Annotated in this window: 24 protein-coding genes; 19 read left to right on the forward strand and 5 right to left on the reverse strand. The window is 72.4% G+C overall.

Annotated features, from left to right (window positions below):
- Positions 1-26: 26 nt before the first annotated feature.
- From HHX30_RS30605 to HHX30_RS30620, 4 genes are all read left to right on the forward strand, one after another.
- Positions 27-794, forward strand: a complete 768-nt coding sequence (locus HHX30_RS30605; protein ID WP_169986152.1) for an ABC transporter ATP-binding protein — start codon at positions 27-29, stop codon at positions 792-794.
- A gap of 2 nt (positions 795-796) precedes the next feature.
- Positions 797-2,368, forward strand: coding sequence for a hypothetical protein (locus HHX30_RS30610; protein WP_211592793.1), 1,572 nt, complete (start codon positions 797-799; stop codon positions 2,366-2,368).
- A gap of 94 nt (positions 2,369-2,462) precedes the next feature.
- Positions 2,463-2,936: a hypothetical protein gene (locus tag HHX30_RS30615; RefSeq protein WP_169986156.1), complete on the forward strand. Its 474-nt coding sequence runs from the start codon at positions 2,463-2,465 to the stop codon at positions 2,934-2,936.
- 78 nt (positions 2,937-3,014) lie between these two features.
- Positions 3,015-5,651 carry a phosphoenolpyruvate carboxylase gene (locus HHX30_RS30620; RefSeq protein WP_169986158.1) on the forward strand — a complete coding sequence of 879 codons (2,637 nt, stop codon included), beginning with the start codon at positions 3,015-3,017 and terminating at the stop codon, positions 5,649-5,651.
- A 52-nt stretch (positions 5,652-5,703) separates the two neighbouring features.
- Here HHX30_RS30620 and fdhD read toward each other — a convergent pair whose 3' ends face one another.
- The 3 genes from fdhD to HHX30_RS30635 form a co-directional block, all read right to left on the reverse strand.
- Complete coding sequence (fdhD, locus tag HHX30_RS30625) at positions 5,704-6,579, reverse strand: formate dehydrogenase accessory sulfurtransferase FdhD (protein ID WP_169986160.1); 876 nt, start codon at positions 6,577-6,579, stop codon at positions 5,704-5,706.
- A 61-nt stretch (positions 6,580-6,640) separates the two neighbouring features.
- Positions 6,641-7,723, reverse strand: coding sequence for a glycosyltransferase family 9 protein (locus tag HHX30_RS30630; RefSeq protein WP_169986162.1), 1,083 nt, complete (start codon positions 7,721-7,723; stop codon positions 6,641-6,643).
- Positions 7,716-8,921 carry a glycosyltransferase gene (locus HHX30_RS30635; protein WP_169986164.1) on the reverse strand — a complete coding sequence of 402 codons (1,206 nt, stop codon included), beginning with the start codon at positions 8,919-8,921 and terminating at the stop codon, positions 7,716-7,718. Before HHX30_RS30635 ends, HHX30_RS30630 begins: the two co-directional genes overlap by 8 nt.
- Positions 8,922-9,158: 237 nt before the next feature.
- Here HHX30_RS30635 and HHX30_RS30640 point away from each other — a divergent pair, with 237 nt between their 5' ends.
- The 9 genes from HHX30_RS30640 to HHX30_RS30680 all read left to right on the forward strand — a co-directional run bounded on the left by HHX30_RS30640 (position 9,159) and on the right by HHX30_RS30680 (position 17,266).
- A complete protein-coding gene (locus HHX30_RS30640) occupies positions 9,159-10,355 on the forward strand; it encodes a glycosyltransferase family 9 protein (RefSeq protein ID WP_169986166.1) in 1,197 nt (398 codons plus the stop codon).
- 107 nt (positions 10,356-10,462) lie between these two features.
- A complete protein-coding gene (locus HHX30_RS30645) occupies positions 10,463-11,308 on the forward strand; it encodes a biotin--[acetyl-CoA-carboxylase] ligase (RefSeq protein ID WP_169986168.1) in 846 nt (281 codons plus the stop codon).
- Between the two features lie 207 nt (positions 11,309-11,515).
- Positions 11,516-12,028 carry a PH domain-containing protein gene (locus HHX30_RS30650; protein ID WP_169986170.1) on the forward strand — a complete coding sequence of 171 codons (513 nt, stop codon included), beginning with the start codon at positions 11,516-11,518 and terminating at the stop codon, positions 12,026-12,028.
- Positions 12,029-12,095: 67 nt separating this feature from the next.
- Positions 12,096-13,097: an adenylate cyclase regulatory domain-containing protein gene (locus tag HHX30_RS30655; protein WP_311922933.1), complete on the forward strand. Its 1,002-nt coding sequence runs from the start codon at positions 12,096-12,098 to the stop codon at positions 13,095-13,097.
- Between the two features lie 10 nt (positions 13,098-13,107).
- Positions 13,108-14,193 carry an S-(hydroxymethyl)mycothiol dehydrogenase gene (locus HHX30_RS30660; RefSeq protein ID WP_169986172.1) on the forward strand — a complete coding sequence of 362 codons (1,086 nt, stop codon included), beginning with the start codon at positions 13,108-13,110 and terminating at the stop codon, positions 14,191-14,193.
- Between the two features lie 163 nt (positions 14,194-14,356).
- On the forward strand, positions 14,357-14,536 hold the full coding sequence (locus tag HHX30_RS30665) for a bacterioferritin-associated ferredoxin (RefSeq protein WP_142616586.1): 180 nt from the start codon (positions 14,357-14,359) through the stop codon (positions 14,534-14,536).
- Between the two features lie 13 nt (positions 14,537-14,549).
- A complete protein-coding gene (gene bfr / locus HHX30_RS30670) occupies positions 14,550-15,032 on the forward strand; it encodes a bacterioferritin (RefSeq protein WP_169986174.1) in 483 nt (160 codons plus the stop codon).
- A gap of 261 nt (positions 15,033-15,293) precedes the next feature.
- Entirely contained in the window at positions 15,294-15,962 is a 669-nt protein-coding gene (locus tag HHX30_RS30675; RefSeq protein WP_030451323.1) for a response regulator transcription factor, read from the forward strand.
- A 35-nt stretch (positions 15,963-15,997) separates the two neighbouring features.
- Positions 15,998-17,266: an ATP-binding protein gene (locus HHX30_RS30680; RefSeq protein WP_169986176.1), complete on the forward strand. Its 1,269-nt coding sequence runs from the start codon at positions 15,998-16,000 to the stop codon at positions 17,264-17,266.
- A gap of 7 nt (positions 17,267-17,273) precedes the next feature.
- Here HHX30_RS30680 and HHX30_RS30685 read toward each other — a convergent pair whose 3' ends face one another.
- Positions 17,274-17,792: a GtrA family protein gene (locus tag HHX30_RS30685; RefSeq protein ID WP_169986178.1), complete on the reverse strand. Its 519-nt coding sequence runs from the start codon at positions 17,790-17,792 to the stop codon at positions 17,274-17,276.
- Between the two features lie 243 nt (positions 17,793-18,035).
- Here HHX30_RS30685 and HHX30_RS30690 point away from each other — a divergent pair, with 243 nt between their 5' ends.
- Genes HHX30_RS30690 through purE form a run of 3 tightly spaced genes read left to right on the forward strand, consistent with a single transcriptional unit; the run spans position 18,036 to position 20,708 of the window.
- A complete protein-coding gene (locus tag HHX30_RS30690) occupies positions 18,036-19,010 on the forward strand; it encodes a hypothetical protein (RefSeq protein ID WP_169986180.1) in 975 nt (324 codons plus the stop codon).
- Positions 19,011-19,045: 35 nt separating this feature from the next.
- Positions 19,046-20,212 carry a 5-(carboxyamino)imidazole ribonucleotide synthase gene (locus HHX30_RS30695; RefSeq protein WP_169986182.1) on the forward strand — a complete coding sequence of 389 codons (1,167 nt, stop codon included), beginning with the start codon at positions 19,046-19,048 and terminating at the stop codon, positions 20,210-20,212.
- Complete coding sequence (purE, locus tag HHX30_RS30700; RefSeq protein ID WP_142616591.1) at positions 20,205-20,708, forward strand: 5-(carboxyamino)imidazole ribonucleotide mutase; 504 nt, start codon at positions 20,205-20,207, stop codon at positions 20,706-20,708. Before HHX30_RS30695 ends, purE begins: the two co-directional genes overlap by 8 nt.
- 73 nt (positions 20,709-20,781) lie before the next feature.
- Here purE and HHX30_RS30705 read toward each other — a convergent pair whose 3' ends face one another.
- Positions 20,782-22,095 carry a UDP-glucose/GDP-mannose dehydrogenase family protein gene (locus HHX30_RS30705; RefSeq protein ID WP_169986184.1) on the reverse strand — a complete coding sequence of 438 codons (1,314 nt, stop codon included), beginning with the start codon at positions 22,093-22,095 and terminating at the stop codon, positions 20,782-20,784.
- 225 nt (positions 22,096-22,320) lie between these two features.
- On the opposite strand from HHX30_RS30705, the gene HHX30_RS30710 reads away from it, so the two are divergent.
- From HHX30_RS30710 to HHX30_RS30720, 3 genes are all read left to right on the forward strand, one after another.
- Complete coding sequence (locus HHX30_RS30710; protein ID WP_169986186.1) at positions 22,321-23,484, forward strand: acyl-CoA dehydrogenase family protein; 1,164 nt, start codon at positions 22,321-22,323, stop codon at positions 23,482-23,484.
- Between the two features lie 242 nt (positions 23,485-23,726).
- Positions 23,727-25,124: an alpha/beta hydrolase gene (locus HHX30_RS30715; protein WP_169986188.1), complete on the forward strand. Its 1,398-nt coding sequence runs from the start codon at positions 23,727-23,729 to the stop codon at positions 25,122-25,124.
- A gap of 308 nt (positions 25,125-25,432) precedes the next feature.
- Positions 25,433-26,506, forward strand: a complete 1,074-nt coding sequence (locus HHX30_RS30720) for an FUSC family protein (protein WP_310741941.1) — start codon at positions 25,433-25,435, stop codon at positions 26,504-26,506.
- The last annotated feature ends 47 nt before the right edge of the window (positions 26,507-26,553 follow it).

Consider the following 26,553-nt stretch of genomic DNA (forward strand, 5'->3'; position numbering starts at 1 on the left):
GACGGCTAGAGACAAGTGGGGGCTCCATGGCGGACGCCGTACGCACGCAGGGGTTGCACAAGCGCTTCGGGCAGCAGGTGGCGGTCGGCGGGGTCGACCTGGTCGTGCCGAGAGGCAGCTTCGCCGGCCTGGTCGGTCCCAACGGCGCCGGCAAGACGACGACCCTGAGCATGGTCACCGGGCTGCTGCGCCCGGACGGCGGGCGGATCGAGATCGACGGCCACGACGTCTGGGCCGACCCGGTCAGCGTGAAGGCGCACATCGGGGTGCTGCCCGAGGGCCTGCGGCTGTTCGAACGGCTGTCCGGCCGTGAGCTGCTCATGTACGGCGGCCAGTTGCGCGGCATCCCCCTGGACGAGGTCGGCAGGCGCGCCGACGAGCTGCTCAAGGTCATGGACCTGGTCGAGGCGCAGGACAAGCTGGTGGTCGACTACTCCACCGGCATGCGCAAGAAGATCGGCCTCGCGGCGGCGCTGCTGCACAACCCGCGCGTGCTGTTCCTCGACGAGCCGTTCGAGGGCGTCGACCCCGTCTCCGCCAACACGCTGACCGAGGTGCTGCGCAGATTCACCGCCTCCGGCTCCACCGTCGTGTTCTCCAGTCACGTGATGGACCTGGTCGAGCGGCTGTGCGACTGGGTGTCGGTGATGAACCGCGGGCTCGTCGTCGCGCAGGGCCCGCTCGACGACGTACGGCGGGGCCGCACGCTCAACGAGGCGTTCCTCGACCTGGTCGGCGTGCGCGGCAACGGGGACGACGGGCTGTCTTGGCTCGGCTCCCGGAGCACCCCGTGACGATGACGTGGCTGTTCGTCCGGCTCAAGCTCAGCCTGGTCCGCGGCGGCCTGCGCGGCGACGTGGGCAAGCAGGCCGGCTTCGCCTTCTCGCTGGCCGCCGCGCTCCTCAGCGCCGTCGCGGGGTTCGGGCTGCTGTCCCTCATCCGGCTCGCGCCGTCCGACGTCGGCCTCGACCTCGTGTCGGCGGCGTTCGCGATGTTCGCCGTCGGGTGGGTCGTCGTGCCGCTCATGGCCTTCGGGCTGGACGAGACGCTCGACCCGGCCCGGCTCGCCCTGTTTCCGCTCACCACCCGGCAGCTCGCGACCGGCATGTTCGCGGCGTCGGCCGCCGGGCCGTGGCCGATCGCCTCGCTGGCCGCGCTGTGCGGAGGGGTGGTCGCGCTCGCCCACGGACCTGGCGGGGTGCTGATCGGGGTGCCCGCAGTGGTCCTCCAGTTCGCCTTCTGTCTCACGGCCTCCCGCCTGGTGACCACCGCGTTGTCCGGTGTGCTGCGCACCCGCAGGGGACGTGACCTGCTCGCGGTGGTCGCGATCTTCGGCGTGCTGCTCGTCCAGGTGCCGAACCTGCTGCTGAACCGGGGGTTCTCGGGCGACCCCACGCGGATCCTGGCGTCCGCCGGGGACGTCCTGCGGTGGACGCCGCCGGGCCTGGCCGCGCACGCGATCGCCGACGGCGGGCTCGTCGGCGTCGCCGAACTGATCGTCGTCGCGATGTCGGTGGTCGTTCTGGGATGGCTGTGGATCGCGGCGCTGCGGTACGCGCTGGTGCGGCCCGACTCCTCCAACCGGGGTGGCGGCTCCGTCCGCCGTTCCCGGACGGGCCGCTCGCGGACAGGCCGGTTCCTGCCCGGCGGCATGCTCGGCGCCGTCGTCGCCAAGGAGTTGAAGTACGCGAGGAGGGAACCGCGGGCACGGGTGAACTGGATCAGCGCGGTGTTCGTGAGCGCGGTCGTCATGTTCTCCCTCCGGGGTCCCGGCGGCTCGACAGGGCCGTGGACCGCGATCGGCCCCGCCTGCCTGGCGGCCGTGGTGATCGGGCTGCAGGCGGCCAACTCCTTCGGCATCGACGGCAGGTCGCTGTGGATGAACGCGGTGGCCGTCGCGACCCCGCGCGACCTGCGTACCGACCTGGCCGGGCGGCACCTGGCCATGGCGGTCGTCGCGGTGCCGCTGCTGGCGCTGGCGTCGCTGGCCGCCGCGCTCGTGGCGGGGAACGCCGCGTGGGCCCTCGTCGCCGCGCTCACCGCCTGGGGCGTGCTCGGCACCGCCATGGGAATCGGCTCGATCACCAGCGTGACCGCGCCGTACACCTATCCCGACCGGCTGAACGCCTTCACCGGCGCCGCCCCGGGGCAGGGCGGGCAGGCGTTCGCCGCCTCCTTCGCCACGATGCTCGTCACCGGCGTGCTCGCGCTGCCGATCGTGCTGCCGGTCCTGCTCGGCCTGACCTGGTGGGCCGTGCTCGCCGTGCCGTACGGCGTGGCGGTCGCCTGGGCGGGACGCCGGATCGCCGCCGGCATCGGATTCGCCCGCCTCCCCGAACTCCTCGCCGCCGTCTCCCGCCCCTCCTGAGAGGTAACAGAGCGGTCCCGAAGTCCTTGCGGCATTGCGGGCGATTAGGCCCGGCCTTATAACCGTTTGGACCGTTCTCAAAGGGAGAGGCGATATGCGCGAACGTGGCCTGACGGGCCGTGCGATCTGGGCGCCGCTGGCCGCGGCGGTGCTGAGCGGCCTGGTCATCGGGGCGCTGGCGCGTCTCCTGATGCGCGGGATCAAACTGGCCATCGGAGGGACGACCGACATCTCCCCGGCGGGCACCGCGATCATCATCGTCGCCTTCGGCGTGCTGGCCCTGCCGGCGGCGGTGACCGCGACCGCACGTCCGGTGATCATGCATGTCGGCCGCTGGGTGACCGCCCTGGTTACGGGGCTGCAGACCGCCAGGACGGGGCTCGGCGACGCGAAGACCATCCTGCTGGCCGACGACGGCCAGTTGGCGACGATCTCAATGCTGATCGTCGCGTTCGCCGCGATCGTGGTGGCGCACGGCCGGGTCGCCCAGTACCTCACCCGCCGTTTCAGAGCGCTCCCCGCGGCCCGGGCGGAGGCGCTCGGGGCCCCGGACGCGCGACCGGCCTGACCTGCGTGGTCCAGTGGTCTAGTCCAATTGGTGAGACCGCCCTCGGGTCACCGAGCGCGATTCGCTAGCCTTCGAAGCATGGCCGCCATCGCTCCTGCCGAACGACACAACGCCGTAGCGGAGATGCCGGACGAACTCCGCGCTGACGTGCGCCTATTGGGTGGACTCCTGGGTCAGGTGATCGCCGAACACGGCGGTCCCGACCTCCTCGCCGACGTGGAACGGCTCCGCAAGGCGGTGATCGCGGCCCGGCGTCAGGAGACGACGGCCGACGAGGTCGCGGCCATGGTGGCCGAGTGGCCCGTCGACCGCGCAGTGCAGATCGCCCGGGCCTTCACCTGCTACTTCCACCTCGCCAACCTCGCCGAGGAGCACTACCGGATCCGCACCCTGCGGCAGCGGGACAAGGACGACGTGCCGCTGCGCGAGTCCCTCGCCGAGGCCGTGCAGGGGCTGCGCGGGGACGACCGGCTCCAGGCCCTGATCGACGGGCTGGAGTTCCGGCCCGTGCTGACCGCCCACCCCACAGAGGCGCGGCGGCGGGCGATCGTCACCGCCATCCAGCGGATCAGCGCCCAGCTCGACGCCTACAACACCCCCGGGCGGGGCGCGGCCGAGCGGGAGGAGGCCCACCGGCGGCTGCTGGAGGAGATCGACATCCTCTGGCGGGCCAACCAGCTCCGTCACACGAAGCTCGACCCGCTGGACGAGGTCCGTACGGCGATGGCGGCCTTCGACGAGACGCTGTTCCGCACGGTGCCGCAGATCTACCGGTCGCTCGACGCGGCGCTCGGTCCCGGCACCGGCACGCGGGAGCCGCAGGCCAAGGCGTACATCCGCTACGGCAGCTGGATCGGCGGCGACCGCGACGGCAACCCCAACGTCACCGCCAGGGTGACCAGGGAGGCCATGCAGATCCAGGCCGAGCACGTGCTGATCGCGCTGGAGAACGCGACCACCCGCATCGGCAGGTCGCTCACCCTGGCCGAGGTCTTCACGCCGCCGTCCGCCAAGCTGCGCGCCGCGCTCGCGCAGGCCGAGCACGACCACCCCGACCTGGTGTCGGAGATGGCCACCCGGTCGCCGCGGGAGCCGCACCGCCAGTGGCTGATGTTCGTGGCGGCCAGGATCGCCGCGACCCGCCGCCGCGACCTCGACCTCGCCTACCGCGCGCCGTCGGAGCTGCTGACCGACCTGCGGCTCGCGCAGGACTCCCTGCGCGGCGCCGGCGCCGTACGGCAGGCCTACGGCGAGCTGCAGCACCTGATCTGGCAGGTCGAGACGTTCGGCTTCCACCTGGCCGAGCTGGAGGTGCGCCAGCATTCCGCGGTCCACGCGGCGGCGCTCGAGGAGATCGCCTCCGGCACGCTGTCGGAGCGCACCGAGGAGGTCCTGGCCACGATCCGGGTGATCGCCTGGATCCAGGAGCGCTTCGGCGTGACCGCCTGCTCCCGGTACGTCGTCTCGTTCACCCGCTCCGCCGACGACATCGCGGCGGTGTACGAGCTGGCCAGGCACGCCCTGGGCGACCGCGCCCCGGTGCTCGACGTGGTCCCCCTGTTCGAGTCGGGCGAGGACCTGGACAACTCCTCCGCCGTGCTGGAGGGCATGATCAAGCTGGAGCCCGTGCGCCGGCGGCTCGCCGGGAACGGGCGGCGCATGGAGGTCATGCTCGGCTACTCCGACTCGGCCAAGGAACTCGGCCCGGCGGCGGCCACCCTGCGCCTGTACGACGCGCAGGCCGCGCTGACCGCCTGGGCCGCGGCCAACGACATCACGCTCACGCTCTTCCACGGCCGCGGCGGCGCGCTCGGCCGGGGCGGCGGCCCGGCCAACCGCGCCGTGCTCGCCCAGGCCCCCGGCTCGGTCGCCGGCCGGTTCAAGGTCACCGAGCAGGGTGAGGTCATCTTCGCGCGGTACGGCCACTCGGCGATCGCCAAGCGGCACATCGAGCAGGTCACCAACGCCGTGCTGCTCGCGTCCACCTCCGCTGTGGAGTCGGGCACCGCCGCCGCGGCGGCGAAGTTCCGCCGGCTGGCCGACACCGTGGCGGCGGCCTCCGAGCACGCCTACCGGGCGCTGACCGAGGCCCCGGGCTTCCCCGAGTGGTTCGCGCTGGTCAGCCCGCTGGAGGAGCTCGGCTCGCTGCGGCTCGGCTCCCGGCCGGCGCGGCGCGGCCTCGGCGCGCCCCGCTCGCTGGACGACCTGCGGGCCATCCCCTGGGTGTTCTCGTGGGCGCAGACGCGGGTCAACCTCCCCGGCTGGTACGGCCTGGGCAGCGGCCTGGCCGCCGTGGTCACCGACGGCGGCATGGCCGAACTGCGCTCGGCCTACCAGGAGTGGGCGTTGTTCGCCGCGATGCTGGACAACGCCGAGATGTCGCTGGCCAAGACCGACCGGTCCATCGCGTCCCGCTACCTGGCCCTGGGCGGCCGGGCCGACTTCGCCGAGCAGGTCCTGGAGGAGTACGACCTGACGAGGCGGCTGGTGCTGGAGGTGACCGGGCACACCCGGCTGCTGGAGAACCGGCGGGTCCTGTCGCGGGCCGTGCAGCTGCGCGACCCGTACGTGGACGCGCTCAGCCACCTGCAGCTGCGGGCGCTGTCGGCGCTGCGGGCGCCGGGCGACCTTTCGGAGAAGGAGCGCGAGCGCCTGTCCACCCTGCTGCTGCTCAGCGTGAACGGCGTGGCGGCCGGCCTGCAGAACACCGGCTGACGCGGCGAGCCGACCGATCGGGCGCCCGGATTCCGGGCGCCCGGCCGGCCTTTCAGGGCTGTCCGACGTCGACGCGTTCCGGGCAGGCGTAGATGTTGAAGCGCTCCTCGCGCAGGAACCCCACCAGCGTGACGCCGAACTCCCGCGCCAGGTCGACGGCGAGCGAGGAGGGCGCGGACACGGCGCACACGACCTGGATGCCGGCGCTCGCCGCCTTCTGCATGATCTCGTAGCTGACCCGGCCGCTGACCAGCAGGACGTGCCGGTCGAGGGGGGTCCGGCCGCCGAGCAGCGCCCAGCCGACCAGCTTGTCGACGGCGTTGTGCCGCCCCACGTCCTCACGTACGGCCACGGGCGTGCCGTCGGGGGTGAACAGCCCGGCGGCGTGCAGCCCGCCCGTCCTGCCGAACACCCCCTGGGCCGCCCGCAGCCGGTCCGGCAGGCCGTACAGGGTCGTGGCGGACACGCCGACCGGCGGGCGCACGGCCGGCACGGCGCAGCGGTCGCGTAACGCGTCGAGGCTCGCCGTGCCGCACACGCCGCACGCGCTCGACGTCAGGAAGTTGCGCGCCCGGGCGCCGAGGTCGGGCAGGTGCGGGGCGGTGAGCCGCACGGTCACGGTGTTGTAGCGCGCCTCGGGGTCCAGGTCCTCGTCCGTGCAGTAGCCGATGGCGGCGATGTCGCCGGGACCGGCGATCCCCTCGCCGTGCAGGAAGCCCGCCGCGAGCTCGAAGTCCGCGCCCGGTGTCCGCATCGTGATCGCCACCGTACGGCTCTCGCCGCCGGCGAGGAGCCGGATCTCCAGCGGCTCCTCGGTGGCGAGGTCGTCCCGCCGGTCGCGTACGGACGATCCGGACACCCTGCGGACGCGTGAGCGCGTGACGGGCCCCGGTCGAGCCGAGGGCCGCGCCGCGCCGTCCCGTTCCATGTGCCGCCTCCTCCGGGCGTGGCTGCCGTTCTTTCCGGTACGCAGCCTGCCACGCCGCGTCTCAGGCGTCGTCCGCCGGGTGGCGCACGGGGGAATCGGCGCACAGGCGCGTCACGGCGCGGGCGACGGAGGACACGCCGATGTCGGTCATGCAGGCGGCCCCCGCCGGAGACAGCGGGCATTCGGCCGTCCACCAGCACGGCTGCTCGGTGATGGCGGTGGGCCGGCGGTGCGGGCAGCCGGGCTGTCCCTGCAGGTCCACGGCGTGCTCCGGGCCCGTGGACGCGCCGATGCCGTACCTACGGGCCCAGGTGGGGCCGAAGAGCCCGACGGTGGCCGCTCCGGCGGCGGCGGCCACCCGCAGCGGCCCGGTGTCGCCGCCCACGACCACACCGCCGCGCCGCGCCACGGCGGCGAAGCACGCCGCGAGCCCGCGCAGGCCGCACCGCGGCAGCACGGCCACCTGCGGGCCGAACGCCGCGTGCGTGGCGTCGGCGCGCTTGGGCGGCGCGTCGGGCGTGAGCAGGGGATGGCCGCGCCGGGCCAGCAGCGCGGCGAGTTCGCGCCAGCGCCCGGCGGGCCACCGCTTCACGGCCATGCCCGCGTCCGTGACCAGCACGACCGGGGGCCGCGCCGTACCTGCCGGGGGCGGAATGCGGCGGGCGAGCACGCTCTCGCCGTACGCGATCTCGGCCGGCGTCAGGCGAACGACCGGACGGGCGAGGACGTCCTCGGGCCGGAGCAGTCCCTCGGCGAGCAGTATGCGCAGGTAGCGCTCGCCGACAGGCTCGTCCGGGGGCGGGCGGCGCCACAGGTCGGTGACGCATCGCGCGCCCGATGCGGCGAGGAGCTCGGGGATGCCGTCGTAACGGGTGGTGGTGACCACGAGATCCGGGCGGCGGGCGGCCAGGGCTTCGGCCACGGCCTCCCGCTCGGCGCCCGCGCCGCCGTGTCGGGGGGTGAGCACCCGCGTGACGGCGGGGTCGCCGCGCAGGAGGGCGGCGCCGGGCTCATGGGTGAGCACGCGCAGCGACGCGCCCGGGTTGCGCAGGGCCAGGCCGTGCACGGCGGGCAGGAGCATGACCAGGTCGCCGATCCCGCCGAGCAGGTCGACGACCAGGATCTCCCGGTACGGCTCACGCATCCCGGCGGCCGAGCGGCCGGCCGGGGCCGGCCAGGGTCTCGTACAGCGCCCGGTGGGCGGAGGCGACCCGCGACCAGGAGTGGCGGGCGGCGAGCCGCCGGGCGGCCGCGCCCAGGCGCCGCCGCGCCTGCGGGTCGCCGAGCAGCGGCCCGACGGCGTACGCGATGGCGGCGGGGTCGCGGCGGGCCCCGATCACGGCGACGGCCTCCCCGAGCGGGAGGACGGGGTCGGGCTCGTCCGGCACGGTGACCGCGGTCGGCAGCCCGTGGGCCAGCATGGTGAGCAGCGCGCCGCTCTTGGTCGTCACCCCGGCGGTGAAGGGCAGGACGCCCACGTCCGACGCGTGCAGGAGCTCCGACACCCGGGCGGCGGGCAGGTGCCCGGTGAACGTCACCGCGTCCGCGACGCCGTGACGCGCGGCCAGCGCCTCGAGCTCCACGCGGAAGGCCCGGGCCTCGGCCTCCGGCAGCGCCTGGGAGGTGAAGCCGCCCACGACCAGCAGGCGCAGGCGGGGGCTGGCCGCGCGCAGCGCGGGCAGCGCCTCGACGAGCTGCCGCACGCCCTTCACGGGGTGCACGAACCCGAAGAAGGCGAGCAGCGGGTCGTCGCGGCCCATGCCGAGCGTGCCTCGCACGCGCACGCGCGCCTGCCGTCCGCCGCCGTGATCCACGACGTTCGGTGCCAGGGGCACCTCCACGGCGGCCGTCCCGGCGCGCCTTCGGACCTGCAGGGCGTGGGAGGCGTTGGTCACGACCACGAGGGCGCTCGCGGGCACCAGACGCCCGGTCTCCCGGTCCCACAGCCGGGCGCGTTCCAGCGACCGCCAGACGGGGCCGGGCACCCAGCCGGGGGCCGCCCACCAGCCGTACTCGTGCAGGGTGGTCACCAGCGGCGCGCCGGGCGGCAGCAGGGGCGGCAGCAGTCCGGGCAGCCCCGAGAACCGGTAGGCGGACGGGGCGAACTGCACATGGACCACGTCGGGGCGCAGCCGCCGCACCCTCCGGGCGGCGTCGAGCGTGGCGGGCAGCCAGTGCCAGGGGGAGCGGGACCCCGGCGACCCCACGGGCACCCCCACCGCCTCGACCCCGGCCTCGCCGAGCGCGCCGACGAGCCGTTCGACGTAGTCGCCGACGCCGTCGCGGTCGGCGGGCCCGGGGCCGTGGACCATGGCGACGCGGATCCGGCCCCTCTCCGTCATGGCCGCCCCCTTCCTCGGCTCGCGGCGACCGGCCCGCGCCTGTCGCGGCGATGTCGTGTCCGTGCGTCCACGACCCCGCCGTTCCGTCCGGTTCCACTGAAGAAGGCGCCCTCCCACCCCGCATGAGTGCGCCTTCGCGGCCGGCCGCGGCGCCTGGGAAGGTGCCCGAGGGACTTTCGTGGCAAACCATGCATTTGTGGGGCTTTATGCGCCTTTTTGGGGGGGTACGCGCAGGAAATGGAGCATCCCGCGGCGCTCGCAGGCCCGCCGGTCCCGTGGCGGGAGCTCGCTCGCGTGCTCGTGATCCGCCCCGACAACCTCGGCGACGTCGTGATGGCGGGCCCGGCGCTGCGGGCGCTTCGGCGGGCCGCTCCCCGGGCTCGGCTGGACCTGCTGGCCGCCCCCGCCGGCGCCGCCGCGGCCGCGCTGCTCCCCGAGGTCGACGGCGTGCTCACGGCCTCGGTCTCCTGGCAGAAGACCGGCGGGCAGGACGTTCCGGTCACCGACGACCTGGACCTCGTCGAGCGGATCGGGTGGGGCGGCTACGAGGCGGCGGTGATCCTGACCTCGTTCTCCCAGGCTCCCTGGCCGGCCGCGTATCTCTGCCGGCTCGCCGGGGTGCCCGTACGGGTCGGCATGTCCAAGGAGTTCGGCGGGGCGGGGCTGACCCACTGGGTGCCGTCACCGCCGGACGAGATCCACCAGGTGGATCGCGCGCTGCACCTGCTCGAACGGGCGGGTGTCCCCCCGGTCGAGGGCAGGCTGCGCGTGCGCGTGCCCGCGGAGGCGGCCCGTACGGCCCGCCGCCTGCTCGGCGCCGCCGCGGGCGGCCGGTCGGCCGGGGACGGTCACGGGGACGGCCGCGGTCATGGGGACGGCCGCGGTCATGGGGACGGCCGGGGGAGGCGGCCGTGCGCGCTGATCCTCCCCGGGGCCTCCTGCTCCGCGCGGCGGTACCCGGCCGACCGGTTCGCCCGGGTGGCCGGGCTGCTCACCGCCGCGGGGCTGCGGGTCGTCGTGGCGGGCACGGCCAGGGAGAGGCCGCTCGTCGAGCTCACCGGCGCCGGCGTGCCCGGCGCGCTCCTGCTGCCGGGCCGGCTCGACGTGCCGGTCCTGGCGGCGCTCATCGACGCCGTCGACGTGGTCGTGTGCAACAACAGCGGCGGGGCGCATCTGGCCAGCGCGCTCGGCACGCCCGTGGTCGTGCTGTTCGCCGGCACCGAGCAGGTGGAGCAGTACCGGCCGCGGTTCGGCCCGGCCTCGATCCTCACGGTGCCCACGGCGTGCTCGCCCTGCCGCCAGTTCGCCTGTCCCTTCGCCCTCGACTGCCTCGACATCCCTCCCGAGCAGGTCGCCGCCGAGGCGCTGCGCCTGGCCGACGAGCGCGGCGGCCCCTGGTGGCGGGCCCCGGCGGGCATGCGGGACGCCCAATGAGCCGGCGCGCGGAAACGGACCCCGGCTCGCCGCCCGGCTCCGGCGCGTGCGCGCGGTGGACGGACGGCGCGCGGCGGAGCAGGCCCGGGGGCCGATAGCCTGATCGGGTGCCCAACTCGCCGTACGCCGATCTCGACCGTCCTCCGCTGTCGGAGACCGCGCTGACCAGGGCGCTGGTGCGCCCCGGCTCGCTGTGGTCGTCCGTACGCGTCGTCGAGCGGACCGGCTCCACCAACGCCGACCTGGCCAGGACCGTGCGCGAGAGCCCGGCCGAGGGCGCCGTGCTGGTCGCGGAGGCGCAGGAGGCCGGCCGGGGCAGGCTCGGGCGGCCGTGGACCGCGCCGACGCGCTCGGGGCTGACATTCTCGATGCTGCTGCGGCCGGAGGTGCCGCTCGCCCGGCAGGGCTGGCTGGCGCTGCTGGTCGGCCTCGCCGCCGCCTCGGCCGTACGGCGGATCGCGGAGGTCGACGTGCGGCTCAAGTGGCCCAACGACCTGATGGTGGGGGAGCGCAAGCTCGCCGGCATCCTGGCCGAGCGGGTCGACCGCGCGGTGGTCGTCGGCATGGGGCTCAACGTCTCGCTGCGGCGGGAGGAACTGCCCGTGGACCGGGCCACGTCCCTCGCGATCGAGGACGCCGCCTGCACCGACCGCGACCCGCTGCTGCGCGCGATCCTGCGGGAGGTCGAGTCGCACTACCGCGACTGGGTGGCCGCCGACGGCGACCCGGACGCCTCGGGCCTGCGTGCCGCCTACCTCGCCTGGTCGTCCACCGTGGGGCAGGAGGTCAGGGTCGAGCTGCCCGGCGAACGGGTGCTGACCGGCCTCGCGACCGGCGTCGACGCGTCCGGTCATCTGCTCGTACGCGGTCAGGACGGAGACCACGCGCTCAGTGCGGGCGACGTCGTCCACGTCCGCCGTGACACGTCCGGGGAGAACGGCGCCGCGGGCTGACCTAAGGTCGTGCCTGACAAATCATGGCCCTGCTGCGCGTGGCCCAGGCGGCGCCTCGCCGCGTTGTCGTCGTCGGCCGGAGGCTCCGCTCCGGCCTCCTCCTCCGCCTTGCGATGCATCCACCTGGATCCACGCTCGCGACGGGCAGCATTTGTCAGACACTCCCAACGCATGCAATCCACCGGCGATCGTGTCACGATTTGCGCCATGGGTCTCCCTGATCAATACCTGGCCGACGGCGAGCGGATCGTTCTATCGTTCCATCCGCACTGGAAGCGGCTGATCCTGCCGTTCCTCGCCCTCCTCGTCGTGCTCGCCGCCGCCGTCGCGGCCTTCGTCTTCATCCCCGGCGACTACGAGTACGCGGGGTACGCCCGCGGCACGGTGGCCGTGGTCGCCTTCGTGGCGCTGGTCCTGTGGACGCTCATTCCCTACCTGCGCTGGGTGACGACCTCCTACACGCTGACCTCCCACCGCTTCGCGATCAGCACGGGGGTGCTGAACAAGTCGGAGGACGACATCCCGCTGGCCAAGGTCAGCAGCGTGAGCTCCGACCAGCGGCTCATTGAGCGCATTCTCGGCTGCGGCACGCTCCGGGTCGAGTCGGCGTCGGAGAAGGGCGACATCGACTACCGGGACATCCCCCAGATCCAGCGCGTACGGCACGAGCTGTTCCGGCTGGTGGAGGACGCCGCGGACGGGAACATCGACGGGGACTGAGCGCGGCGCGGCCCACGGGCCGCCCGGCGAAGCGAGCCCGGACGAGACGGACACGGGGGAGGGGGACGTGGACACAGGGGGGCGCCCCGGCGCCGATGACATGCGGCGGTTGTTCCTGGGGCCGCCGCCGGCCTACACGCGACGGCAGGTGGCCGAGGCGGCCGGCATCCCGCAGGACCTGGCGGCGCGGATCTGGCGGGCCCTCGGCTTCGCCACGTTCGCCGACGAGGCCGTCGCGTTCACCGAGGCCGACCTGGCGGCCCTGCACCGCATCCGCGACCTGCTCGACGCGGAGATGCTCGACGAGCGGACCGTGATCCGCATGGCCCGGGCCCTCGGCCGTACGACCGCGCGCCTCGCCCAGTGGCAGGCCGAGATCATGGTCGACGCGCTGATCGAGCCCGGCGCGAGGGCGGGGGAGGACGCGCTGCGGCAGGTGATGGACACGGTCAGCCGCCTGCTGCCGGACTTCGAGCAGACGCTGGTGCACGTCTGGCGCTCCCAGCTCGCCGCGACCGCGAGCCGGCTGGTCTCCCTGGCCGAGCCCGGCGAGGACGTCTCGCCGACCCGTCCGAGGCTCGCCGTCGGGTTCGCCGACCTCGTCGCCTTCACCCGCGTGTCGCGCGAGCTGGACGAGCTGGCGCTGGCCGACCTGGTCGAGGGGTTCGAGTCGCGGGCCTCCGACGTGATCGCGGCGCACGACGGGCGGCTGGTCAAGACGCTCGGCGACGAGGTGCTCTTCACCGCCGCCGACCCGCGGACCGCGGCCCTCATCGCGCTCGACCTGCTCGACGAGCTCAAGCGGGACGCCGAGGGGCCGGACGTGCGGGTCGGGCTGGCGTACGGGCCGGTGCTGCCGGCCATGGGTGACGTGTTCGGCACGACGGTCAACCTGGCGGCGCGGCTGACGGCCATCGCGCGGCCGGGAACGATCCTGGCCGACAGCGAGCTGGCCGCGGGCCTCGCCGGGGCGTCCGGCGTCGACCTGGTCAAACTCCGCCGCCGTCCCGCGCGCGGGCTCGGCGTGGTGGAGCCGTATGTTCTGAGGAGATCCAGCCGAGAGAGTTGAGGTGCAGGACATGCCGTACGAAGTCCAGGGCGTGGTGGCGCGCGGCAAGGGAGAGGCGGTGACGCTGGAGACGGTCGTCGTGCCGGACCCGGGGCCCGGCGAGGCGGTCGTCAACGTGCAGGCCTGCGGCGTCTGCCACACCGACCTCCACTACCGGGAGGGCGGCATCAACGACGACTTCCCGTTCCTGCTCGGCCACGAGGCCGCGGGTGTCGTCGAGGCGGTCGGCGAGGGCGTGACCGAGGTCGAGCCCGGCGACTACGTGATCCTGAACTGGCGGGCGGTGTGCGGGCAGTGCCGCGCCTGCCTGCGTGGCCGGCCGTGGTACTGCTTCAGCACCCACAACGCCGCGCAGAAGATGACCCTGGCCGACGGCACCGCGCTCAGCCCGGCGCTCGGCATCGGGGCCTTCCTGGAGAAGACCCTCGTGGCGGCCGGGCAGTGCACGAAGGTCAACCCGGCGGCCAAGCCGGCCGTCGCCGGCCTGCTCGGCTGCGGCGTGATGGCCGGACTCGGGGCCGCGATCAACACCGGCGGCGTCACACGGGGCGACACGGTCGCGGTGATCGGCTGCGGCGGCGTCGGCAACGCGGCCATCGCGGGTGCGCGTCTCGCCGGAGCCCGGACGATCGTCGCGGTCGACGTGGACGACCGCAAGCTCGACTGGGCCCGCGGCTTCGGCGCCACGCACACCGTCAACTCGCGGGACACCGACGCGGTGGAGGCGATCCGCGACCTGACCGGCGGGTTCGGCGCGGACGTCGTGATCGAGGCGGTGGGCCGCCCCGAGACGTACAAGCAGGCCTTCTACGCCCGCGACCTCGCCGGGACGGTCGTGCTGGTCGGCGTGCCGACCCCGGAGATGCAGCTCGAACTGCCGCTGCTCGACGTCTTCGGCCGCGGCGGAGCGCTCAAGTCCTCCTGGTACGGCGACTGCCTGCCCAGCCGGGACTTCCCCATGCTGATCGACCTCTACCTGCAGGGTCGGCTCGACCTCGACGGGTTCGTCACCGAGACCATCGGCCTCGACCAGGTCGAGGAGGCCTTCGGCAAGATGCACCGCGGGGAGGTACTGCGGTCCGTCGTGGTGCTCTGATCGGTTTCCGAGGGAGCCGGTCCCGAAGGGGCCGGTTCGAAGGGGGCGGTGCCGCGTGGAGCGGCGCCGCCCTTTTTGTGCTCCGGGTCACATAGGCAAGCCTTACCAAAGTGAGTTATCTTAGGTATGCCTAACCTTCCTGAAGATCCCTGAGAGGCGACCCATGTACGTCTGCATCTGCCGCGCCGTCACCGAGAGCGAGGTGCACGACTGCATCGCCGACGGGGCGAGGACGGCTCGCCAGGTGCGGGATGCCACGGGGGCAGGGGGGGACTGCGCGTCTTGTGTCCGGAAGATCTGTGCGATCCTGAAACGGTCAGAGGACCTGGTAACCAGCGCATAGATCGAGGAAGCTTATGCAGGGCGACAAAGAGATCATCGCGCTGCTCAACGAGCAGCTCACCTCCGAGCTGACCGCCATCAACCAGTACTTCCTGCACGCGAAGCTGCAGGAGAACTGGGGATATACGAAGCTCGCCGCCCTCACGCGGGCGGAGTCCATCGACGAGATGCGGCACGCGGAGGAACTCACCGACCGGATTCTGTTCCTGGAGGGTCTGCCGAACTACCAGAAGCTCAACACCCTGCACATCGGCCAGACCGTCAGGGAGCAGCTGGAAGCGGACCTTGAGCTGGAGCTGGGCGTGGTCAAGCGGCTGCGGCCGGGGATCGCCCTCATGCGGGAGCGGGGAGACGTCACCTCGGCGACGCTCTTCGAGCACATCCTGGCCGACGAGGAGCACCACATCGACTATCTGGAGACCGAGCTCGGCCTTCTGGAGAGCCTGGGCGAACAGCTGTACCTGCAGCGGTACGCGGAGCCGCCGTCGTCCTCCTGAACCACCGTCGTTCCCGGGGCTTCACGGGAATTCAGATGGACAACGCCCGTCGTCATCGTTTCGGCGGGCGTTTTTCGTACCCTCATCCGGTTTCCTGCGACGATGTTCTAAATGGTTGAGAATAGGGTAGAAGATCGCGTCGCTTGCGTGCTGACTATCCCGGATTTATCAGTGTTTGCCCAGGTCAATTGATGGGTCAACGACAAGTCAAAAGGCGCGCTGTAGCCGGGAAACGATCGCACAAGGTCCTACGATCGCACCATGACCTGCGTACTTCTCGCCGAGGATGACACCTCGATATCCGAGCCGCTGGCGCGTGCCCTGCGCCGGGAGGGCTATCAGGTGGAGGTGAGCCCGGATGGCCCGCAGGCCCTGGAGAGGGCCTTGTCGGGGGGCGTCGACCTGATTGTTCTCGACCTCGGCCTTCCAGAGATGGATGGGCTGGAGGTCGCGCGCCGCATTCGCGCGGAGGGGCACGGGACTCCGGTCCTGATCCTCACCGCGCGCGTCGACGAAGTCGACACCGTCGTCGGTCTCGATGCCGGGGCCGACGACTACGTGACCAAGCCGTTCCGCCTGGCGGAGTTGCTCGCCCGCGTGCGGGCCCTGCTCCGGCGCGGAACATCGGAGACCCCGGTGGTGCAAGGCGTCCGCATCGACGCCGACTCGCGCCGGGCCTGGATGGGAGACAAGGAACTGCACCTGACCACCAAGGAGTTCGATTTGCTGCGCGTGCTCGTACGGGACGCCGGCAAGGTCGTCACCCGCGAGCAGATCATGCGCGAGGTGTGGGACACGAACTGGTGGGGGTCGACGAAGACACTCGACATGCACATCTCGTGGCTGCGCCGCAAGCTCGGCGACGACGCGGCCAAGCCGCGATACATAACGACAGTCCGAGGGGTCGGCTTCCGTTTCGAGCGCGAGTAGCCGCCGTGGGGCGGTTGCGGGGGAGGGGCTAGCACGTGCGCCGGCGCCTGCTTTCCTCCATGCTGCTCGTCGCGGTCATCGCGGTACTGCTGTTAGGCGTGCCCCTGGGCGTGGTCGTCGTGCGCTTGATCAACGACGAGGTCGCCCAGGAGCTCAGGACGGACGCGAACCGGCTGCTGCTCGGAGTGGAGTACTCCGTCAGCCAGCGGCAGGAGATCAGTCCCGACCAGCTCGCGCGGAACTACCCGGACCGGTACCTCCAGGTGTTCGTCCGCGGGAACCCGCCGATCGTCGTGGGTGCGCCTCCTCTGGCGGGCCGCGACCTGACCGAGGAGGCGCGTTCCGAGAACGGATACGTACGCGTCAGCCGTGACGCGGCCCAGATCCAACAGGACACCCAGGCGCGGCTGGTGCTCATCATGGCGCTCGCCGTCGTGGCCCTCGGGGCCGCGATCGGGCTGGCCACCGTCACCTCGCGTCGCCTGAGCCTGCCGCTCCAAGATCTCACCAGGATCGCGGAGCGGCTGGGCTCGGGCGACGCCAGGCCGAGCAGGCACCGCTACGGCATCCCGGAGCTGGATCTCGTGGCCGAGGTGCTGGACCGGAGCGCGCTGCGGATCTCCGACCTGCTCGCGCGGGAGCGCGAGTTCGCGACCGACGCCTCCCATCAGCTGCGTACGCCGCTGACCGGGCTGAGCATGCGCCTGGAGGAGATCGTCGCGGCGGCCGACCAGCCCGAGGTGGTCCGCGAGGAGGGCGAGGCGGCGGTGGTGCAGGTCGAGCGGCTGACCGCGGTGATCGACGAGCTGCTGGCCGCCGCCCGCAGGCAGCGGCACGCCCAGGCGGAGCCGATCGACGTGGACGACGTGGTGGGGCAGCAGATCGTCGAGTGGGAGCCCGCGTTCCGCCGGGCCCACAGGTCGCTGGTGCTCGCGGGCGACCGCGGCCTGCGCGCCCTCGGCACGACCGGCGGGCTCAGCCAGGTGCTGTCCACCCTGCTGGAGAACTCCCTCAAGCACGGCGACGGCGTGCTGACGATCAACACATCGAGTACGGGCAGGTCTGTGGTGATCGAGGTGGCCGACGAGGGCCCGGGCATCCCGGAGGCCCTCGGCCACCGGGTGTTCGAGCGGAGCGTGAGCGGAGGAGGCGGCACGGGCCTGGGGCTCACCCTCGCCCGCGCGCTGGTCGCGGCCGACGGCGGGCGGCTGGAGCTCGTCAAGCGCCGCCCGGCGACCTTCGCCATCTTCTTACGGCACACCCGCGACAACGACCGTCACCGAGTGGTGAGCGGTCCCGCGTGACGGGATTTCAGCGGGTGGCGAGGGGGTCGACCTGGGCCTTCACCTCGGGGTGGGGCCGTACGCCGGCCCCCTCCACGCTTTCCTCGGCCAGTTGAGGGGCCGCCAGGAACACCCACTTCTTGTAGGACCAGAAGCGGAACAACGTGCCCAACCCGATGCCGACGAACTGGGCGATGTTGTAGCTCAGCGCGTCGTGCAGGCCCAGCGAGTACGTCACGAAGCCGATGGTGAGCAGCGGGGGCAGCAGTCCGATGCCGTTCAGCACGAAGAACAGCACGTACTCGCGCGCCAGGCCGCTCTGCTCCCGATGGCGGTAGGTCCAGAAGCGGTTGCCCATGTACGCGAACGAGGCGGCGACGATCGTGGCGAAGACCTTCGAAGACAGCGGACCCAGGCCGACGCCGAACCGCAGCAGGTTGGTGCCGCCGAAGTCGATGACGAACGCGATCGCGCCCACCAGGCCGAACTTGATCAACTCGTGGATGAGCGCGGCGAACCGCTCGTAGGCGCTTCGAAGAAACTGCACGTCCCGCACGGTCCTTCCTGTTCGGCGGCCACGGTCGGCGGCGAGGTCTTCTCAGGCTACCGGTAGGAGGCACAAATCGGGGTCTTGCCGCAACCTTGGCCCGCTTCGCCCCAGGTCACCAAAGAACATTTCAAGAAAAATCCTGCTATCTGGGATGACCGGGCGGTCTTCGCACTACGCTCTCGCCCAATCAGGATCACTTCGCTCGGGGGCGCGCGCGGTCTGGAGGGGTGGCCTTTCATCGTGTTGCGGAAAATCACGACCCTCGGTCTCGGCCTCGTCCTGCTCGCGGGGTGTGGGACCGAGGGCGTGCGCGAGACCCCGGCCGGCCCCGGTGACACGTCCCCGGCGACCGTCGAGATCACCATGGCCGAGGCGCAGGCGGCCTTCGACGGCCTCGGCGATCTCGCCGGCGCCTTGCGGGACCAGGACTGCGCCAAGATCGAGCACCTGACGACCGGCGTGGAGAGCACCATCGGCGGCCGCGTCTGCGCGGCCGCGCGCGAGGGCCTCGCCGTGCCCGGTCTGCCCGCCTACCGGGATCCGGAGTTCCTGCTGCCCGCCCGGCAGGACGGCGAGGGCGGCGCCTGGTTCGCCGTACTCGCCAAAAAGCCCAAACCTGTCTACCTGATCTTCGTCCGGGCGGACGGCCGATGGCGGCTCGACGCCGGACCGATCCCGGTCGTGGGGAAGGCGCCCGAAGTGGAGGGCGGCGTGGAGGGCGAGGTGACCGACGCCTCGGCCGACCCGGACGCGGCCGTCGGCGCGCGGCTCGCGCCCACCCGGCACGTGGCCTTCCTGACCGATCCCGCGGGGGTGAACGGAAAGGGGGTCAGCGGGGTGCGCTTCGCCTCCGGCGACCCCATGCGCGGCCTTCTCACGGAACTGGTCGGCGCCCCCGGCAGGGTTCGCCCCGATCACCTGTCCACGGACGTGCGCATCGAGGGACCGGCCCGCGCGCTCGCGCTGCCCGGCGGCGGGTCGCTGGTGTTCCACGCGCTGCGCGTCGTCTTCGCCCAGAAGCCCGGCTCCGGCCGTTCCTCCCTGGCGCACCCCCGCTATCGCGCCGCGGACGTACGCGCCTTCACGGGCGGCACGCCCAAGTCCGTCACCGGCAGTGAGATCCTCGTGCTGGCCACCAAGGTGGCGAAGGACAACACGATGACGACGGTCGGCATGCGGCGGGTCCTCGCCGATCTCGCCGAGGGCTCCGGCTGACGGTTCTTCGCGCGCAATAGGTAGGCTGACGTGTCGTGAACAGCCCGAACGTTCCCCCTTCGAAGCCCGTGACCGCGCCCGTGGTGGGCATGGTCGGCGCGGGCCAGCTCGCGAGGATGACGCAGCAGGCGGCCATCGCGCTCGGCGTCGACCTGCGCGTGCTCGCGAACACCCGTGACGAGAGCGCCGCCAAGGTGATCGTGGACACCCGGCTCGGCGACTACCGCGACCTGGCCGACCTCCGGGAGTTCGCCAAGGGGTGCGACGCCGTCACCTTCGACCACGAGCACGTGCCGACCGAGCACATCCGGGCTCTGGCCGCCGACGGGCTCGCCGTGCACCCCGGGGCCGACGCCCTGGTCCACGCGCAGGACAAGGCGGTCATGCGGGAGCGGCTCACCGCGATCGGCGCGCCCTGCCCGGCCTGGGCCCGGGTGAGCGACGTGGCCGGCGTCGAGGCGTTCGCCGGGGAGCACGGCTGGCCGGTGGTGCTGAAGGCCGTACGCGGCGGCTACGACGGCCGAGGCGTGTGGGTCTGCGCCTCGCCCGAGGAGGCGCGCGAGGCGCTCGCCACCGGTGTCGAGATGCTGGCCGAGGCGTTCGTCCCGTTCGAGCGGGAGGTCGCCGTGCTGGTCGCCCGGTCCCCGCACGGTCAGGGCGTCAGCTATCCCGTGGTCGAGACGGTCCAAGAGGACGGCATCTGCGTCGAGGTCATCGCGCCCGCGCCGGACATGAGCGAGGAGGAGGCGGCCGACGCCCAGCGCGTCGCGCTCACGATCGCCCGCGACCTCGGCGTGACCGGGCTGCTCGCGGTCGAGATGTTCGTCACGAAAACCGGGCTCATCGTAAACGAGCTGGCCATGCGCCCGCACAACAGCGGCCACTGGACGATCGAGGGCGCCCGCACCTCGCAGTTCGAGCAGCACCTGCGGGCCGTGCTCGACCTGCCGCTCGGGTCGCCGTCGATGACCGCGCCGGTCGTCGTCATGGCCAACCTGCTCGGCGGAGCCGACCCCGACGTGTACTCCCGGTACGAGCACGTGATGGCCAACGACCCGGGCATCAAGATCCACTTCTACGGCAAGGACGTCCGGCCCGGCCGCAAGATCGGGCACGTCACCGCCCTCGGGACCGACCTGGACGAGGTGCGGGCCCGCGCTCGCCACGCCGTCACCTGCCTGAAAGGACCCGCCGATGCCTGACGTCGGGATCGTCATGGGGAGCGACTCGGACTGGCCGGTGATGCGTCAGGCCGCCGAGGCGGTCGCGGAGTTCGGCGTGTCCTTCGAGGCCGACGTGGTGTCGGCGCACCGCATGCCCGCGGAGATGATCGAGTACGGCTCCCGCGCCGCCGGTCGCGGGCTGAAGGTGATCATCGCGGGTGCGGGCGGCGCCGCGCACCTGCCGGGCATGCTGGCCTCGGTCACCCCGCTGCCCGTGATCGGAGTCCCGGTGCCGCTCAAATATCTGGACGGCATGGACTCGCTGCTGTCGATCGTCCAGATGCCGGCCGGGGTGCCCGTGGCGACCGTCGCCGTAGGCGGAGCCCGCAACGCGGGACTGCTCGCCGTACGGATCCTGGCGGCGTCGGACGAGGGGCTGCGGCGGCGGATGGAGGAGTTCCAGGCCGCCCTCCGGGACCAGGCGCACGCCAAGGGCGAGCGGCTGCGCGCCGAGGCGGCCCAGCTCGGCCAGTAGACCGGGCCAGGCGCGGTCAGCGACCCGTCGCGAGGTGACCTGCGGGAACGGCTCCTGACGGAACGCGGGGGGATCAGGGGCGGCCGAGGGCGTGGTAGTCCCAGCCGGCGTCCCGCCAGGTCTCCGAGTCGAGCGCGTTGCGGCCGTCGATGACGACGCGCGCCGCGACGGCCGCTCCCAGCTCCTCGGGGTCGAGGGCGACGAACTCCGGCCACTCGGTGAGCAGCAGCACGACCTCGGCCCCCCGGGCGGCCTCCATGGCCGATTCGGTGTACCCGAGGTGGGGATGGGCCGCCCGCGCGTTCGGCAGGGCGACCGGGTCGTAGACCGTGACCTGCCCGCCCTGCTCGGCGATCTTCACGGCCACGTCGAGCGCCGGGGAGTCGCGGATGTCGTCGGAGTTGGGTTTGAACGCCGCTCCCAGCACCGCGACCCTGCGGCCGTCGAACGCCCCGCCCAGGACGTCGCGGGTGAGGTCGACCGTCCGGCTGCGGCGCCGCATGTTGATCTCGTCGACCTCGCGGAGGAAGGCGAGCGCCTGCGCGGCGCCCAGCTCGTCGGCCCTGGCCGTGAACGCCCTGATGTCCTTCGGCAGGCAGCCGCCGCCGAAGCCGAGGCCGGGGTTGAGGTATCTGCCACCGATCCGCTCGTCGTACGACAGCGCCTGCGCCAGCTGCGTGACGTCGCCGCCGGCGGCCTCGCAGACCTCGGCCATGGCGTTGATGAACGAGATCTTCGTGGCCAGGAACGCGTTGGCGGCCGACTTCACCAGCTCGGCCGTGGGGAAGTCGGTCACCACGATCGGGACCTCGCCCAGGGGCGCGTAGACGTCCCGCAGCACTTTCTCAGCCCGCTCGGAGGCGACCCCGAGGACGATCCGGTCGGGGCGGAGCGTGTCCTGCACCGCGAAGCCCTCACGCAGGAACTCGGGGTTCCAGGCCAGCTCGACCTGCATGCCGGCGGGCGAGAGCCGTACGAGCTTGTCCGCGAGGCGCTCGGCGGTGCCGACCGGCACCGTGGACTTGCCCACGACCAGGCACTCGCGGTCGAGGTAGGGGGCCAGCGACTCGACGACCGCGTCGAGGTAGGAGACGTCGGCGGCGTACCCGCCCTTCTTCTGGGGAGTGCCCACGCAGATGAAGTGGACGTCGCCGAACCGCGCCGCCTCCTCGTACGAGGTGGTGAAGCGCAGCCTGCCCGAGTCGAGGTTGCGGCGGAGGAGCTCCTCAAGGCCGGGTTCGTGGATCGGCAGCTCACCGCGCTGCAGCCGTTCGACCTTGCTCTGGTCCACATCCAGACCGAGCACTTCGAAGCCCAGTTCGGCCATGCACGCCGCGTGCGTAGCACCCAGGTATCCGGTCCCCAGCACAGTGAGGCGGTACGGCACGGCATGCTCCCCTCTTACCGACTCTTTGTGATCTGGCATGGTACCGGCCCACTCAACTGCCCTGTGAGCCACCTGGGCAAACCGGCGCCTTGGCCCCACGGTACGGCTCTCGGCCCGCCCGGTCGACGCCAGGCGGCCCGGTTCTCCCTCCCAGTCAGGGAGTTCTGTCAAGGACGCTGCCGTACTGACTGGTAACTTTCTAGTCGGACGTCCTAGTATCGCGCTATGAGCTTCCCTCTCTACGCGCCCGCTGAGGAGCACGACATGCTCCGCGAGACGGTCCGGGCCCTCGCCGACGAGAAGATCGCCCCGCGTGCCGCGGCGGCCGACGAGAACGAGGAGTTCCCCTGGGAGGTCTACAAGGACCTCGTCGCGGCCGACCTGCAGGCCGTCCACATCCCCGAGGCGTACGGCGGGGCGGGTGCGGACGCGCTCGCGACCGTGATCGTGATCGAGGAGGTCGCCCGCGCGTGCGCCTCGTCCTCTCTCATACCCGCCGTCAACAAGCTGGGCACCGTCCCCCTGCTGCTGTCGGCGTCCGAGGAGCTCAAGCAGCGCTACCTGACGCCGGTCGCGCGCGGGGAGGCCATGTTCTCCTACGCCCTGAGCGAGCCGGAGGCGGGCTCGGACGCCGCCTCGATGAAGACCAGGGCCGAGCGTGACGGCGACCACTACGTGCTCAACGGCACCAAGATGTGGATCACCAACGCGGGCGTGTCGGAGTACTACACGGTCATGGCCGTGACCGACCCCTCGGCCGGCGCCCGGGGCATCTCGGCGTTCGTGGTGGAGAAGGACGACGAGGGCGTGTCGTTCGGTGCCAAGGAGAAGAAGCTGGGCATCAAGGGCTCGCCCACCCGCCAGGTCATCCTGGAGGACGTCCGCATCCCGGCCTCGCGGATGGTCGGCGAGCCGGGGACGGGGTTCAAGACCGCGCTGGCCACGCTCGACCACACCCGCGTCACGATCGCCGCGCAGGCGCTCGGCATCGCCCAGGGCGCGCTCGACTACGCGATCGGATATGTCAAGGAGCGCAAGCAGTTCGGCAAGCCGATCGCCGACTTCCAGGGCCTGCAGTTCATGCTCGCCGACATGGCCATGAAGCTGGAGGCGGCCCGGCAGCTCACCTACGCCGCCGCGGCCAAGTCGGAGCTGGCCATGAACGGCACCCCGGTCAAGGACCTGACGTTCTTCTCCAGCGCCGCCAAGTGCGCCGCCTCCGACGCCGCCATGGAGATCACCGTCGACGCCGTCCAGCTCCTCGGCGGGTACGGCTACACGCGCGAGTTCCCGGTCGAGCGCATGATGCGCGACGCCAAGATCACCCAGATCTACGAGGGCACCAACCAGATCCAGCGCATGGTCATGGCCCGCCAGCTCCTCAAGTAACCCCTGACATGCGAAAACCCCGTCTGCCGTACTGGGCAGGCGGGGTTTGTCATGTCTGCTTTCGGACCTGTGTGCGATCTTGTTCCGTCGCTGTACGTGAGGGGCCTGATGCGGGGTCGCCGGCCGTTCTCCTCGGGGCAACGGACATTCGGCATGCTCTTGACGGTAGTCAAAATACTGCCCTAGTTTCGGGGGGTTCCGCGTTCACAGGACACTCTCCTTCCCGGGAACGGAGCTCTTTCGTGCCTCGACGCCTCCTTCGCATCCCCGTCGCCGTGGTCGGCTCTCTCGCCCTCGCTGCGGCCACCCTGACCGGAACCGCCGGGGCCGCGACGGACACTCGGACCGGCACCACCGCTGCGGCCGCCACCATCCCCTCGCACCTGTCCGGCACCCTCGCCGACGGCGCCACCTGGATCGCCGACGTGCCCGCCGACTGGAACGGCACGCTCCTGCTGTTCAGCCACGGCTATGGTCCGGCCGTCGCGCAGAACGCACCTTCCGACGAGGCCCGTACGGCCCTTCTCTCGGAGGGTTACGCGCTCGCCGGTTCCTCGTTCGACCCGCAGGGCTCGTGGTGGGCGCTGAACAGCGCCGAACGCGACCAGTTCGCCACCCTCGACGCCTTCGCCCGTACGGTCGGCCGGCCGTCCCGCACCCTGTCGGTCGGGCTGTCCATGGGCGGCCTGGTCAACGCCCAGATCGCCCGCGACGGAGCCGGCCGCGTCGACGGGGCCCTCGGGCTGTGCAGCCTCGTCGCGGGGGGCGTCGACCTGGACGACTACCAGTACGACGCCGAGTACACGATCGCCTCGCTGCTGATGCCCGGCCAGGACGTGCGGCTCACCGGGTTCGCCGACGCCGCGGACGCCGCCGCGACGGCGCAGCGGCTGACCGACGCCGTGATCGCCGCGCAGGCCACCCCGCAGGGACGGGCCAGGATCGCGCTCGCCGCCGCCTATCTCAACCAGAGCGACTGGGCACCCGGCCAGGACCCGCCGGCGGCCAACGATCCCGAGGGGCAGGAGGCCCAGCAGTTCGCCTGGCTCTCCCAAGGGGTGCTGGGGTTCATCGAGCACGGCCGCTGGTCCATCGAGCAGTCCGCTGGGGGCAACACGTCCTGGAACGCCGGGCTCGACTACGCGGCACTGCTGCGCGACTCCGAGCACGCCGGCCAGGTGCGGGCGCTGTATCGCAAGGCCGGCCTCGACCTGCGCGCCGACCTGACCACCCTGACCCGTGGTGCCAACCTGCGCGCCGACCCGGGGGCGCGGCGCAGGCTGCAGGCGTCCTCCACCGCCGGTCAGAGCCTCGCGGTGCCGCTGCTCAACCTGCACACCATCGCCGACGAACTCGTCCCGGTGCAGCAGGAGGCGGCGTTCGCCGAACGGGTCCGGGCGGCCGGCGACGACCGGCTGCTCCGGCAGGCGTACGTCGCGCGCCAGGGCCACTGCGCCTTCACCACCGCGGAGATCGTCGCGGGTGTGCGGGCGATCGACAGGCGGGTCACGACCGGCCGCTGGGGCGACGTCGCCGAACCCGCCGCCCTGCAGCGCTCCGCTCTGTCGCTGAACCTCGGCGGGGCCGCCTTCGTCCGCTATCGGCCCGGCCGCCTTGTCGTCGGCCGGCACTCCTCCTGATCGGCTCGCAGATGCCGGCAAGCCCGGCGAAAACCGGGTGATCCCATCCCGTACCCGAGCGGGTCTCCGGCCCGCCGACTCCGCGACTAACCGCTGAGCAGCGAGAACCCCGCCTCCCATGATGGGCAGGCGGGGTTCTCTGCTTCTCGGTGGTGATCACTGTTGCGCCGGTGCTCGGCGGGCAGGAGGCCGGGGGCATTTTGATCTCCGCCGAACGGGCCGAATCAGAAGAATCTGGGGCAAATGTGATCCCAATGTCATAAAGATCCGCCATCGTGGGAGGAGTGCGAACGTGGCTCGGTGATCAGGTGAGGAAACGGCTGGGCACGTTCAATCTGATCGGGCCCTCCATCGCGCAGTGCGCCGTGGGCGCCGCGCTGGCCTGGCTCGTCGCCGTGCATCTGCTCGGCCACGCGCACCCTCTCTTCGCGCCCATCTCTGTGATGATCTGCGTGGGCATAGGGCTCGGCCAGCGGCTGCGCAGGCTGGCCGAGCTGGTGGTCGGCGTCAGCCTGGGTGTGGGCGTCGGCGACCTGCTGGTGTCCTGGATCGGCTCGGGCCCCTGGCAGCTGGCGCTCGTGATCGCGCTGGCGATGACCGTCGCGTGGCTGTTGAACAGCAGCGAGCTGTTCGTGTCGCAGGTCGGATCGTCAGCGGTGCTGGTCGCCATGCTGGTGCCGGGCGCGGACGTCGGCGGGCTGGACCGGATGGCCGACGCGCTCACCGGCGGCATCGTCGGCATCGTCGCGGTCGCCCTGCTGCCCGCCAGCCCCCTCACCATCGCGGGCAAACATCTGTCCGGCGTGCTGGACGCCTTCTCCACAGTGCTGGAACAGGCGGCGGAGGCGATCGAGAAGGGCGATGCGGACCTGGCCGCAGAGGCACTGGAGTGCGGACGCAGGACCCAGACCGCGGTCGAGGAGTTCGCGGCGGCGCTGGAGAACAGCAAGGAGATCATCAGGATCTCGCCGCTGCGCTGGCATCACCGGGCCAGGCTGGCCGGATATCAGACCGCCGCCGTGCCGGTGGACCTGGCGCTGCGCAACGCGCGGGTGCTGGTCCGCCGCACGCTCGCGGCGATGGGGGAGCCCAGCCCGCCGCCGGTCGCGCTGGCCGAGGTGCTGCGCGAAGTCTCGGAGGCGGCGCTGCTGCTCCAGCTCGAACTGGGGGCCGGGCGCGAACCGATGCTGGCCAGGCAGGCGCTGCTCGCCGTCGCCGCACGGGAGCGGCCCAAGAACCTGGGCTTCTCGGCGAACGTCATCATCGCGCAGCTGCGCTCCATCGCCGTCGACCTGCTTGAGGCGACCGGGATGGATCACGACGAGGCCTCGGCCGCGCTGCTCCCGCTGAACGAGCTGAGCGACGAGAGCACGCGGGGCTGAGGCCTTACGCCCTGCTCATCGGCTTCGGCCGGGCGGTGACCGGTCCG

Source organism: Microbispora sp. H10836 (assembly GCF_012999525.1).
In the GTDB taxonomy this organism is placed as follows: Bacteria; Actinomycetota; Actinomycetes; order Streptosporangiales; family Streptosporangiaceae; genus Microbispora.